At 60.3% G+C, this 12,408-nt stretch carries 13 protein-coding genes; 8 read left to right on the top strand and 5 right to left on the bottom strand.

What is annotated here, in order from left to right:
* Positions 1 to 13: 13 nt before the first annotated feature.
* A complete protein-coding gene (locus DKB71_RS20430) occupies positions 14 to 2,311 on the bottom strand; it encodes a hypothetical protein (protein ID WP_408597012.1) in 2,298 nt (765 codons plus the stop codon).
* 669 nt (positions 2,312 to 2,980) lie between these two features.
* On the opposite strand from DKB71_RS20430, the gene DKB71_RS20425 reads away from it, so the two are divergent.
* The 4 genes from DKB71_RS20425 (at position 2,981) to DKB71_RS20410 (ending at position 6,267) form a co-directional block, all read left to right on the top strand.
* The gene (locus DKB71_RS20425) at positions 2,981 to 3,271 is read left to right on the top strand and encodes a DUF6124 family protein (protein ID WP_408601139.1); all 291 of its coding nucleotides are present in this window, start codon (positions 2,981 to 2,983) and stop codon (positions 3,269 to 3,271) included.
* Positions 3,272 to 3,677: 406 nt separating this feature from the next.
* Entirely contained in the window at positions 3,678 to 3,875 is a 198-nt protein-coding gene (locus tag DKB71_RS20420; protein ID WP_166621358.1) for a hypothetical protein, read from the top strand.
* A 47-nt stretch (positions 3,876 to 3,922) separates the two neighbouring features.
* Entirely contained in the window at positions 3,923 to 5,305 is a 1,383-nt protein-coding gene (locus DKB71_RS20415; protein WP_408597010.1) for an iron-containing redox enzyme family protein, read from the top strand.
* A 17-nt stretch (positions 5,306 to 5,322) separates the two neighbouring features.
* On the top strand, positions 5,323 to 6,267 hold the full coding sequence (locus DKB71_RS20410; RefSeq protein ID WP_408597008.1) for a methyltransferase: 945 nt from the start codon (positions 5,323 to 5,325) through the stop codon (positions 6,265 to 6,267).
* A gap of 12 nt (positions 6,268 to 6,279) precedes the next feature.
* Here DKB71_RS20410 and DKB71_RS20405 read toward each other — a convergent pair whose 3' ends face one another.
* Positions 6,280 to 6,432 (bottom strand): hypothetical protein, encoded by a 153-nt coding sequence (locus DKB71_RS20405; protein ID WP_408597006.1) that lies wholly within the window; start codon positions 6,430 to 6,432, stop codon positions 6,280 to 6,282.
* A gap of 51 nt (positions 6,433 to 6,483) precedes the next feature.
* On the bottom strand, positions 6,484 to 7,023 hold the full coding sequence (locus DKB71_RS20400) for a cupin (RefSeq protein ID WP_408597004.1): 540 nt from the start codon (positions 7,021 to 7,023) through the stop codon (positions 6,484 to 6,486).
* 174 nt (positions 7,024 to 7,197) lie between these two features.
* On the opposite strand from DKB71_RS20400, the gene DKB71_RS20395 reads away from it, so the two are divergent.
* Genes DKB71_RS20395 through DKB71_RS20385 form a run of 3 tightly spaced genes read left to right on the top strand, consistent with a single transcriptional unit; the run spans position 7,198 to position 9,580 of the window.
* The gene (locus tag DKB71_RS20395) at positions 7,198 to 8,226 is read left to right on the top strand and encodes an acyl-CoA dehydrogenase (protein WP_408597002.1); all 1,029 of its coding nucleotides are present in this window, start codon (positions 7,198 to 7,200) and stop codon (positions 8,224 to 8,226) included.
* A complete protein-coding gene (locus tag DKB71_RS20390; RefSeq protein WP_408597000.1) occupies positions 8,223 to 8,984 on the top strand; it encodes a PIG-L deacetylase family protein in 762 nt (253 codons plus the stop codon). Before DKB71_RS20395 ends, DKB71_RS20390 begins: the two co-directional genes overlap by 4 nt.
* Entirely contained in the window at positions 8,981 to 9,580 is a 600-nt protein-coding gene (locus DKB71_RS20385; protein ID WP_166621361.1) for a class I SAM-dependent methyltransferase, read from the top strand. Before DKB71_RS20390 ends, DKB71_RS20385 begins: the two co-directional genes overlap by 4 nt.
* On the opposite strand, the gene DKB71_RS20380 is transcribed toward DKB71_RS20385, so the two are convergent.
* On the bottom strand, positions 9,581 to 10,231 hold the full coding sequence (locus DKB71_RS20380; protein ID WP_323609451.1) for a glycosyltransferase: 651 nt from the start codon (positions 10,229 to 10,231) through the stop codon (positions 9,581 to 9,583). It abuts the gene before it with no gap.
* A 177-nt stretch (positions 10,232 to 10,408) separates the two neighbouring features.
* Here DKB71_RS20380 and DKB71_RS20375 point away from each other — a divergent pair, with 177 nt between their 5' ends.
* A complete protein-coding gene (locus DKB71_RS20375) occupies positions 10,409 to 11,155 on the top strand; it encodes a DUF72 domain-containing protein (RefSeq protein WP_408596997.1) in 747 nt (248 codons plus the stop codon).
* Here the strand turns inward: DKB71_RS20375 and DKB71_RS20370 are convergent.
* Entirely contained in the window at positions 11,139 to 12,368 is a 1,230-nt protein-coding gene (locus DKB71_RS20370; protein WP_408596995.1) for an MFS transporter, read from the bottom strand. The genes DKB71_RS20375 and DKB71_RS20370 overlap by 17 nt on opposite strands.
* Positions 12,369 to 12,408: the final 40 nt, after the last annotated feature.

Below are 12,408 nucleotides of genomic sequence, written 5' to 3'. Positions count from 1 at the left end.
AAAAAACCTTGTATCAAACCCAACGATCCGTTTCTGTTTCACGCGAACCAAAAGAACAGCGGCTGGGGTAATGAAAGTTGTCATCGGAATTGATTTGATAGTAGGGTGAATCATTCATGGCCAGCGCATACCCCCAAGCAACACCAGATCTTATCCGATCATAAATAATTGATAGCTCACGTTTCGCCCTAAGCAAATCCTGATCACGATTAAACCCCTCTCGCAGAAAATCCACTAATTTCTGTTCCTGCTGCTCGATTATCAGGAATTCATTTTCGGCTGTAGTCAAACTTGAGCCATCAGGCGTCATTCGGCAAAACACCTTTCGCCACTCGATACGGGTCTGGATACTTTTGAGTATCCAGATCACCGCTTCTTTACGATCTTTGTAGATATCGGGTGCCAGTGCCTTCCCGTAGTTGTGTGGATCGAGATGATCCCAAACGCCATGGCGGGTGAGAAGGTAAAGTAAAATCCCTTTTGCCTCTGGGGTGAAGCTCAAGAGCTTTTCTGCGTTGGCATTAACACTGGTCGCCAGCTGATTACGTCGCTTCGAGGCATCCAGATTCGTTTTACTTTCATCTATAATGGACTTTACGATCTCTTTAAAATAATATTCAACAGAGTCAACGCTCCCCCCTAACGTCATGAATTTTTTATATAAGTTGCTCTGCATATCATCCATTTGCATTACACAATACTGACTATATGCATTGAAGGCATCTTTTTTCACCAAGTCAAAAAAACTATAATTCAGTCGATACAGCTGATAAACCAACCAAGCCCCAAACTCCGTAATCGTATTGACACCCACTTCGCCAATAAGCCCGCCCTTGGCCCCTATTCCCCAACACAAACTGGCCGCCACATGAAAACAAAATTTCCCGTTTATAAAAGTGCAATAGAACTTGCCACCGGCCCCTGCCCCGGCCAAACCGGCAATGCTGCCACCAATACTGCAGAACTCTTTGAATTCGCCGCTGGACTTCAATAGTCCGGCGAGACCGGGATTGATGTCCGCTGGCGGTGTGGGTTTAAGCCATTGCAGTCCGCCTTTGAGACTGCCCTCGACCCGGGCGCCGGCAAAGGCTTCGCCGGTGATTTGCAGGCCTTCATCTTCGGCGGCCATTTGCTGATGGAACGCCGCCCCCCTGGTTCTTCTTTCCTTGAAACGGGGTAATCGGCCATTGGGCTGACCAGCGAGAAATTGCTGATCACCTTTGGTCACCACCTGCAATTGCCCTTCGAGTTGCACCGAGGCACCGACGAAACCAGCCAACTCAGGTGTCAGATACAAGCGCAACATTCCCATGTCGAAGTCATTGCCTTTAGCATTGGTATAGGACAATGACCAACCCATGCGGTCCGGCACATAGATAGGGAGGTTAACCATGCCGGAAGCGACGGTCATGACGGCCTTCGCTTCGCCCTTGATCGCGACATTGCCTTTGTTTGGGGCGAATTCGGTGCTGGCCCCGACGTTGGACACCAAGCGCATGAACTGCGCGGCACCGGAAACGTCGACGTTCTTGCCCAACTCGGTCTTGCCCACTAGGCTTTCGTTCCAGCTTTCAGCCCAGTCGAACAAGGTAACGTCCTGATTAAAGGCTTCAGGATCGAAATCCAGGCCGGTCCACTTGATGACGTCGCTCAACTCCAGCTTAAGTTTTGGCCACTCCAGGGTGGTCAGTTGCTCCTTGAGCTTCAGCGTATCGATGCGTCGGTTACCATGCTTGTCCTTACCGTAGATGCTGTTCTCGGCGCCTTTCTTTTTGTTGCCTTTCAAGGACACCGTGTGCAGCGTGCGGCCATCCTGGCCTTTGCTGAAGTAGCCTTTTTTGACATAGGCATAGCGGTTGGCCTTGGTCCCGTTTTTGTGTTTCTTCCCCGTACCGGCTACTGGAAGCAATTCGACGACATCGTCATAGCTCATTTTTTCCTGGGAAAAACTGCCGAGCTTTTTGCGGAGCGCCTCTTGTTCTGCCTCGAGCCGGCTTTCCGCCGCCGTCACTTCCTTGGCATGCGCTTCAGCTTCCAAGGGAGACAGCGTGGTGGTTGAAACCGCCTCGACATACTTTTCAAGCACTCTGGTGTAGCGTTCCTTGGCCAGGTGGAACTCATTCACCCGGTGGGCCATATCTTGCCAGTGGTTTTCGAACTCGCCCGCCTCGGCGTCCGCAATAAAGACCAGCTCTTCGGTCTCGGGGCGAAAGTAGCACTGGGTTGACTGGTGATACGCAACCACAATGGGGTGTTGCTTGCTGGTCCGGTTTTCAGCGACAGGGGCATTGGCTTCGGTCAGGTCGTTCACGTTAAGTCCTCCTTGGTATGGATAGGCATACGGGGGAGGCTTCATTTCCACCCTAGTTCAAGTACACGACAGCTTTCAAGAAGCGGCCAGAGGTCGAAATAGGACACTTCCGAGTTGCGCGTAGGATGCGTCCGAGATGGCGGCGCGTCAGATCTGTAGGAAGTTTGTGGGTTTGACAAAAGGAGGATACGCGGCGGTATCCCACGGCATGCAAGCGTTTGGAGCAAGGGTTGTTCCAGCTCTGTTGGCAGTGCTTTTTCGAGCAATTTGCAGCGTGTTTAAACGCCAGCCAGGTTACTTCCCGAAAGCCACAGCGCCTTGCGCCGTTGCCTACAGTTACTCCAGAATCCGCCGGCTTGTGCGCCCTGAGGCCGCTCGGTAACTTGGTTCGCGTCACTGAGGGTCAGTGATCGGGTTTAGTAGCCCGGAAAGTAATATCGGTTGCACAAGCGTCATTTGTCAGGTGTTCACACCTGTACTTGATGGTGGCTGTGCGCTTGGCGTCTTCGGATGCGCCGGTTTGTTGCTTTCCCGGTCTACTAACTTGCGCACAGCCGCCACCCTATCGTTTAGTAGCGAGATGGTTGCCGCTCAACTATGAGAGAAGCAACTATGATCCAGCCGACACCAAACCCGCCGGACACTGATTCGGCAGCGCCCTCATAAACCATCGATTCAAACAACTCCCACCCACCCTCCGAACGCATTCCCTCTGCCGCCGACATCCAGGCCACGCCGCGCAAGCTTTGCACCATGTTCATCGTCAACCCGGAACTCGATACCGAAACCCTGCTGGCCCATGCCTGTGAGTCGCTGGCTTCGGCCAATGTGATGACGCTGGATCTGGCGGATCATATGGAAGGGACGAGTCGCAATACCCTGTTGGGGATTGCCCAGGTCATCATGCTCGGCGAGCTGGCGGTGAGTCGGGCGCTGGATCGGATTGATCGGGCTGAATAGAAGATCAAAAGATCGCAGCCTTCGGCAGCTCCTACAGGGGGATGCGTTCACTTGGGAACAGGTCGGCTGTCAGGCCGCCATCGTCGGCAGGCCCCACAATAGGTCGGGTACAGCCGCGAGAGAGTGGTTGATTGGGAGGGCGCCTTCGCCGGCAAGCCGGCTCCTACAGTAGGTCGGGTACAGTCGCGAGAGATTGGTTGATTGGGAGGGCGCCTTCGCCGGCAAGCCGGCTCCTACAGTAGATCGGGTGTAGCTACGAGAGACTGGTCGGCCAGGGGCGCCTTCGCTGGCATGTCGATCTCCTGCAAGGGTGTATGCCGCTCGTCTACTCGAATGCACGCAATCCCCTGGACGCCTTCAAAGCTGTACGACCCGGAAAACCCGGGCACAGTTTGTGAGGTGAGACATGTCCAGCGAGTCGACTTTCCAGGACAACAAACAAGACCCGGACAAGACGCTACCCACGTCGGACGATCCGGGCAAATACGATCCCCTGAAACAGGCCGACCTCGACGATGAAGAGGGCGAGCAGGAATGGAACGAGCGCGACAGGAAGCTGCCTGAGGCAGATGAGCAAACACCTTTGTCCGACGACAGGCGCTAGGAAAAGCGCCCGGTGATAGATCGAAGTACTGCCCAGGAGAACAGCCAATGACCCTATTCACGCCCTTGACAGGTTCGCCTTCGACGCTTGCGGATGCCGACGCCGGCGGCCAGTACCGCGAACTCTACGATCTGCTGTACAGCAACGACCCACAAGCAGCAGCGCTGGGCGAGCAGTTCCTGCGCGAGCAACTGGCCGAGGTCGCTGAACTGCCCTGTGATCTGCCCGAAGCGCCAGCACAGCTGGCGGCATGGTCAGAACAACATTGTGCCGACGTCGCGCGCGACTATGCCCTCTACCTCGAGGAACGCAAGCAGGGCGGGCCACGTCGGTATTTCTCGAACAAGGCCCATGCCCTGTTTTTCCTGCAACGGGTAGCGCCGACCAAGGAGGTCGACGGCGCCTGGCTGGCCGGTGTGCTCGAGCACTGGCAGGACCTGCGTTATGACGGGCTTCTGAGCACTTATCTGGAAGAGCTGGGCAACGGCGATCCACGGCAGAATCACGTGGTGATCTACCGCAAGCTGCTGGCTGCGCACGACTGTGGCGACCGACAGGGACTGCTCGACGAACACTTTCGCCAAGGTGCGATTCAACTCGCATTGGGGCAGTGCAGCGAGAGGTTCATGCCCGAGGTGATCGGCTACAACCTCGGCTACGAGCAATTGCCGCTGCACCTGCTGATCAGCGCCTATGAACTGCGTGAACTGGGGATCGACCCGTACTATTTCACCCTGCACGTGACCATCGACAACGTCAGCAGCGGGCACGGACGCAAGGCGATTGAAGCGCTGCTCGATCTGATGCCCGTGGAGCAGGGACGGGAGGAGTTCTATCGGCGTGTCGCCATCGGCTATCGACTCAATGACCTGGGGCCGGGCTCGACGGCGGTGATTGCAGGCTTCGACCTGCAGCAGGAAGTGATCGCCATGCTCGAGCGCAAACGCAGCTTCGGCCAGCACATGCATTCCGATTACTGCAAGGTCGAAGGCCAGACCGTCAATCAGTGGCTGGCGACTCCGGGCCAGATCGAAGAGTTTCTCGGCGCGCTGCAACGCAAGGGCTGGATCAAACGCCATGGCCCGCCCAAGGAGAGCCGATTCTGGCAATTGATCGAGGGCGATACGGCGGCCATGTTCGGCGTGTTCAGTGGCTATGAAAAACAACTGCTGCACGACTGGATCGCCGGTGACTGGCAAGACCCGCAGCGCCAGCCTGTGCCACGCCGGGCGCCATCCGACGATGCCTTCGCCGATGAAGCCTTTGCGAACGACCCTGAGCTCAAGGCGTTGCAGGATTCCCTGCGCGACCAGTCACCGCGGCAACAACTGCAATTGCTGATCCCGTGGCTTTCGGCACAGCGCCATTGTCGACCCGCCGGACTTTACGCCACCCGACGTTTCATTGAATGCGTGGCCCGTTTGCGCTGATTTCAGGAGAGTCATGCATGTCAGGACAACAGATAGCCGATCGCACATTGCTGGAGCTGGGCAGGCTTCTCGCTGCCGAGGACTACCGTTTCATCACCCCGACGCCCTTGACCCACGAACGGGTGTGCCAGCGCTTTGTGCCGCTCTTGGCCAAGGACCTGCGTGATGTGTTCGGCTGGTCGATGCCTTTCGAGCACGGGCTGTTTTCACCGCAGCAACTGGCTGAATTGGAACAGGCGGGCATCGTCGAAAAGGAGGGATCGCTTTGGCGCAGCACGGTGCGCTGGTCAAGCCTTGGGCGCTTGCTGATTGCCCATTCGGCGTATCCGACCACGCAGAGCGACTCGGTGTTCTTCGGACCCGACAGCTATCGTTTTGCGCAATTGATCGAAGCCCATCTGCAGCAGCGCGCGGAACCCGTGCGGCGAGCGGTGGACATAGGCTGCGGGTCCGGCATTGGCGCGCTGGTTATCGCCCTTGCCCGGCCGGAGGCCGAAGTGCTGGCGGTGGATATCAATCCACGGGCGCTGCGCCTGTCGGCGGTGAATGCCGAGCTGGCCCAGGCCAGTAATGTCAGCGCCTACCACAGCGATGTGCTGGGCAGTGTCGAAGGGCAGTTCGACCTGATCATCGCCAACCCGCCCTACATGAACGACAGCCAGCAACGCGCCTATCGCCATGGCGGTGGTGCGCTGGGCGAAGCCTTGTCTGTGCGCATCGTCCGCGAATCGCTGCCGCGCCTGGAAAAGGCCGGCAGCCTGGTGTTGTACACCGGGGTGGCGATGGTCGCCGGGACGGACCCCTTCCTGGAGTCCGTACAGCCGCTGCTGAGTGACGACAGGTACGACTGGACCTATCGAGAGCTGGACCCCGACGTGTTCGGCGAGGAACTGCTCAAACCCGGTTATGAACGGGTGGAGCGCATCGCCGTGGTGGCGTTGATCGTGACCCGGCGGCATTGATGCAGTGCCGGATCAGTTGCCGTCCGCCACCTTGCGTTGTATCTCGTCAACTTTGCGCCGCAGGTCTTCGGCTTGCTCCTCGGTGGTTTCGGGGGGCGAAGGTTCGAGGCTTTCATCCTCCTCGGTCGGTGTGGCAGCAGGGGTAATGCGGTCATCGTTGTTCATGGCGCTGGCCTCCAGTGGGTATACATTGGATCGAAGCCCGGGCTACGAGTTCTAGATTTTTCTCGGCTGGCCTTTAGACCAATACTCGCTCACCGCGCCGTGGGAACCTTGTACCGGGTCCTGCTCGGGGAACGGCAGCGTGTCAATGCTCTGCTGTTGCACGGCGCTCGGCGCTTCACGGCAAATGTCGGCGTGCTGGCCCGGCGGGTAAGCACCGACAACCAGGAAGTCGTCGCTCGAATCCAGGTTGCAGTGACCGGTGCCGGCCGGCAACAGCAGCACATCCCCGGCACCGACTTCCAGCACCAGGCCATCGGGCCCGCCCAGCATCAGGCGTGCATGCCCGCTGGCCACCCCAAGCACTTCATGGCCTTCGGTGTGGTAGTGGTGATAGTCATATACCCCATAGCGCCATTGCGGCGGCCAGCCGTTGGCACTGAAGGTCTGCTCGAACAGCGCCGCTGGATCGTTGCCTTGGACAGCGATGGCCTTGGGATAGATCAGCACCGGCAGACGCGGGTTGTTCGGCACCCAGCCATTGCGTTCGAACATCAGTTTTTGCGCTGGAGCATGCGCTTGTGAGTTGCTCATTCGAGCTCTCCTCCATTGTGAAGGGTGTCTATAGAGCAGAGACATTGCCTTGGCCCGGGTGGTTCTAAAAACGGGCTCAGCGATACACGTACAGATGCAATGAACTCCTGCAGGCTGCCTGCCTCTCAACTTCAAGTCATGAGTTTCAAGAGCACTCAGAAGGGAGAATGGGCCATGAGCAATGCGGCAACCCTCGAAAGCCTGCTGCAGCCGTTTGCCTGCCGACCGGCGATAAGCACCGCGGACGCTGCGCTGCAACCGCTGATGCAGCAACTGATCAGGGCTGGATTTGCTGATCTGCCATTGCCCGGGCAGGGCCGTACGCTGGAACGCTGGCGCACCCTGGCCACCGTCTCCGCCAGCGACCTGCGGCTGGCCAAGTTGTTCGAAGGCCATACCGACGCGCTGGCAATCATGGCCGAGCTCGAGCCCGATTCGCCTGCGGCCGCGGGCAGTTGGGGAACCTGGGCGGCCGAGCCTCCCTTTGCCCGGCTCGAGATTGTCGATCGCCGTGCAGGCAATGTTTACCTGCAGGGTCGCAAGGCCTGGTGTTCCGGCGCCGCCATGCTCGATCAGGCGCTCGTGACGGCGTGGGATGAACAGCAGCGGCCGCAGTTGGTAGCGGTCACGTTGCGCCAGCCCACGATCAGGCTACTCGAGGATGGCTGGCAGGCGGTCGGCATGGGCAGTACGGCCAGCATCGACCTGCTGTTCGAAGGTGCCCTTGGCCGTTGTGTCGGGTTGCCCGGACAGTATGTCGACCGACCCGGCTTCTGGCAGGGCGGGGGTGGAATAGCCGCGTGCTGGTACGGCGCCGCCTGTGCGCTCGCCGGTTACCTTCGCCAGCACTGCACGCAGCCGTATCACGACGCCCATGCCGAGGCGCATCTGGGGGCTGTCGATGCGGCGTTGTGCATGGCCAGGGCGGCGCTGCGGGAAACGGCTCGCTGGATCGATGACAACCCCCAAAGCTCACCGCAACTTCCGGTCCGGCGCCTGCGCGCCCAGGTCGAAGTTGCGGTCGACAGCGTGCTGGCCCATGTCGGGCGCGGGTTGGGGGCCACGCCGTTCTGTCGTGACAGTCACTTCGCCAGGCTCGCCGCCGACCTGCCTGTATTGGTGCGCCAGAGCCATGCCGAAAAGGACCTGGCGCAGCTTGGACAGCAGGTCGCCGCGCAACCGCTTGAGGGCTGGGAGCTGTGAGCGCCGAGTCGGTATCTCAAGCGGAGAATCTCATCCAGGGTCCCGGCACATCGCTGGCCCAATGGCAGGCCAGTGACTGGCTGGCGCGGGTGCCCACCATCACCCACCACCAGCTGGTGCCTGCGGGCCAGCGCCTGGTGGTGGTCGCCCCGCATCCTGACGATGAAGTGCTCGGATGTGCTGGCATCCTGGCCGGGATGAAGGGCAGGGAGGCCGACGTCCTGATGATCGCGGTCACCGATGGCGAAGGCAGCCATCCGCAGTCGCACCACTGGACCCCGACGCGTCTGCGCCGCGAGCGCCCGCTGGAAAGCACACGCGCGCTCGCCCGCATGGGGCTCGATGTCACTGCCCTGGATTGGCAACGCCTGGGTCTGCCCGACAGCGGCGTAGCGGGCCAGGAGGGGTTATTGATCGAGCGGCTGGCGGCCTTGATTCGCCCGCAGGATCGGGTGATCACCACCTGGCGCCTGGACGGCCACTGCGATCACGAGGCGACTGGCCGGGCGACCGCCAGCGCGGTCGCCCGGCAAAGGGCCTGTCTGATCGAAGCGCCGGTCTGGGCGTGGCATTGGGCGCGGCCGGACGATGCCCGGATCCCTTGGGCACGGGCGCACAAATACCTGCTGGATCCCCAGGTGTTGGCGCAAAAGCGCCAGGCCATTGCCGCCCATGTCTCGCAGGTCAGCCCACCGGCGGTGTTGAGTCGAGAAACCCTCGAACGCCTGATGCAACCTTTTGAACTGGTGTTTCTATGAGCCTGCCGCCCGACTACTTCGAACAAATGTTCAGGGCCAGCGATGACCCCTGGTCCTTTCGTACCCGCTGGTATGAAAAGCGCAAGCGCGAGCTGACGTTGGCCAGCTTGCCGCGCCAACGTTATCAACGGGTTTTCGAGCCGGCCTGCGCCAACGGTGAACTCAGTGCGCAGCTGGCCGAGCGCAGCGACGCGTTGCTGTGCCAGGACATCAACGCGAAGGCGGTGGCACTGGCGCGCCAGCGCTTGAGTGGCCTGCAACATGTCCGCGTCGAGCAGGCCCGTATTCCCCGGGATTGGCCGGACGGCGAGTTTGACCTCATCGTGCTGAGCGAAGTGGGCTACTTCCTCGATGCAGGCGAATGGCATCAGGTCATCGAGCAGACCTTGCGCAGCCTGGGCCCGGCGGGCAGCGTGCTGGCCTGTCACTGGTTGCATCCGATCGAAGGCTGTTCCCAGGACGGCCGCGACGTTCACGCAGCGCTTGCCGAGCGTCTGAATCTGCATCGTCTGATGCGTCATGAAGAAGCGGATTTCCTCCTTGAATACTGGAGCCGTGACGCGACCTCGATCGACCTTGCCGAGACCTGCCAATAGTCAAAAGGCCAACGACTTCAGGTAGTCGCCAAAACCTTCCCGGCACCGGCAGTGCTGGCGGGCGCTGGTGGTGACCCGGTTCCTCGCCGTCCACATGATGCGCGCGCCGCTGCGCTCCAGATCGGCCACCAGCTGCACATCCTCATGAGCGGGCAGGGCCTGGAATCCGCCCGCCTTGCGGTAAGCCGCCGAAGAGACGCCGAGGTTGGCGCCATGGATATGCCGGTGACCGTCAACGGTGTGGTAACTGGCGTGATAGCGCTCGCGCACCCGCTCCGGATGTTCGGACCAGTCGGCGACTTCCACCAGGCCGCAAACCGCATCCGCGTTGAAGCTGATCTGCTCTGCCAGCCAGGTATCGGGAACGACGCTGTCGGCGTCGGTGAAGGCCAGCCAGCGTGCATCCTTCGCCAGCAGGTGTTCGGCACCTTGGGCCCGGGTCTTGCCAACGTTGCGGTGGTTGCAGCTCAGCGTCCACACGTCATAGGCCTGGGCGATGTCGAGTGAAGCGTCCGTGCAGTCGTCCAGGACGATCAGGATCCTCACTTCCTCATCGTCCAGATCTCGGTGGAAAGACGCCGCCAGCAGCGACTCGATGCATTCTTCAAGGCGCTGCTCCTCGTTATGCACCGGCACAATCACTCCTATCATCTGCAAATCCCCATGGCTGGCTTTTCGATGTCGACCGGGGTTGATGACCATTGGTTGCAACTGTTTTCACGCGAAGGCGATCACTTATGGCGCTCGACCATTGATCCACCGTCGTGAACGAAAAAAGGAACCGCCGCAGCCGCTTTGTGCCCTTAGACATAAGCAGGGGGGAGGTAGATGGATGTGAATGTTCAGTCAATTTTCACAGGGTGCGCCGGATGGAGCCTGGGCCGGGAATATTCGGCCGCCTTCACGGCAGAGGGCACCCACTTGCAGCGTTATGCGGCGCGACTGAACTGCGTTGAGATCAACAGCTCGTTTTATCGCCCGCATCGCGTCCAAACTTACCAGCGCTGGGGCGCCTGCGTGCCGGCCGGCTTTCGCTTCAGCGTCAAGGTGCCCAAGCAGATCACACACGTGCAGCGTCTGCAGGACTGTGACCAGGCGCTCGAGGAATTTGTGCTGCAGTGTTCCGGGTTGGGCGATCGCCTGGGCTGCCTGCTGGTGCAATTGCCGCCGTCCCTGGAGTTTGCCCCGGCGGTGGCCGAAGCGTTTTTCATCAGTCTCAGGCGGTGTTTTGCAGGGGATGTGGTGCTTGAACCCCGACACGAATCCTGGACGGAGGCTGAGGCCTTGTTGGTGCACTATCGCATTGCGCAGGCTGCGGTGGATCCTTCGCGCATCAGCACCGACTCGACTCCACGGGGATGGCCGGGGCTCAAATACTGGCGGCTGCATGGCTCGCCACGCATCTATTACAGCCCCTATGACGAACAGCGGCTGGAACGCCTGGCGGGCGAGATGCACGCAGCTACGGCCGACGGGGCGTCCACCTGGTGCATCTTCGACAACACCGCCAGCGGCGCGGCACTGGGCAATGCCTTGACGCTGGCGCAAAACCTGGCCGCTAAACGCCTTTGGTAGTCGGCAACAGGATCGTCAGGATGCCCAGCAGCGGCAGGAACGAGCACAGCGTATACACGTACTTGATGCCGTGGATATCCGCCAGGTGCCCGAGCAGCGCGGCGCCGATGCCGCCAAAACCGAACATCAGGCCGAAGAACACCCCGGCGATCATGCCGACGTTGCCGGGCACCAATTCCTGGGCGAAGACCACGATGGCCGAGAAGGCCGAGGCGAGGATGAAGCCGATGATCATGCTCAGCACGCCCGTCCAGAACAGGTCGACATAGGGCAGGGCGAGGGTGAAGGGTGCGGCGCCGAGGATCGAGAACCAGATCACCTGCTTGCGCCCGATCCGGTCACCGATCGGCCCGCCGAAGAAAGTGCCGGCTGCCACGGCGCCGAGGAACAGGAACAGGTACAGCTGCGAGCTGGCCACCGACAGGTCGAACTTCTCGATCAGGTAGAAAGTGAAGTAGCTGGTGAAGCTGGCCATGTAGAAATACTTGGAGAACACCAGCAAGGCCAGGACCACCAGGGCGAAAGTCACCCGTTGCCTGGACAGGCCATGGGTGGCTTTGGTGCCTTGCTTGAGCTTGAACAGGTTCAGGTGATTGCGGTACCAGCGGCTCAGGCCGTATTGCACGAGAATGGCGAAGACCGCGAACAGGCCGAACCAGGCGACGTTACCCTGGCCGTAGGGGATGACGATGGCCGCCGCCAGCAGCGGACCGAAGGCGCTGCCGGCGTTGCCGCCGACCTGGAAGGTCGACTGGGCCAGGCCGTAGCGTCCGCCCGAGGCCAGGCGCGCGACGCGGGAAGTCTCCGGGTGGAAGGTCGAAGAGCCAATGCCCACCAGTGCCGAAGCCACCAGGATCGCCCCGAAGCTGCCGACCATCGACAGCATCAGGATGCCGATCAGGGTGCAGACCATGCCGGCCGGCAACAGCCACGGCTTGGGGTGGCGGTCGGTGTAGTAGCCGACCCAGGGTTGCAGCAGCGAAGCGGTCAGTTGAAAAGTCAGGGTGATCAGGCCGACCTGGGTGAAAGTCAGGCCATAGGTGGCCTTGAGCATCGGGTAGATCGACGGCAGCACGGCCTGGATCAGGTCGTTGATCAGGTGCGCCAGGGCACAGGCGCCGATGACGCGCATCACCAGCGGGCTGGCCTGGCTGGCCACCGAGGCGGTGGCCTTCTTGGAGGTAGTGGCGGAGGCGGTTGTACTGATGGACATGGGATCCTTCCAGAGTAAAAGCGCGGCCGGCGCGGGGTAA

The sequence above is a fragment of the Pseudomonas sp. PLMAX genome, from assembly GCF_046042685.1.
Classification (GTDB): domain Bacteria; phylum Pseudomonadota; class Gammaproteobacteria; order Pseudomonadales; family Pseudomonadaceae; genus Aquipseudomonas; species Aquipseudomonas putida_AE.
Note: the sequence above shows the minus strand (reverse complement) of the source record. Positions and strands in the feature narration are given on the sequence as shown.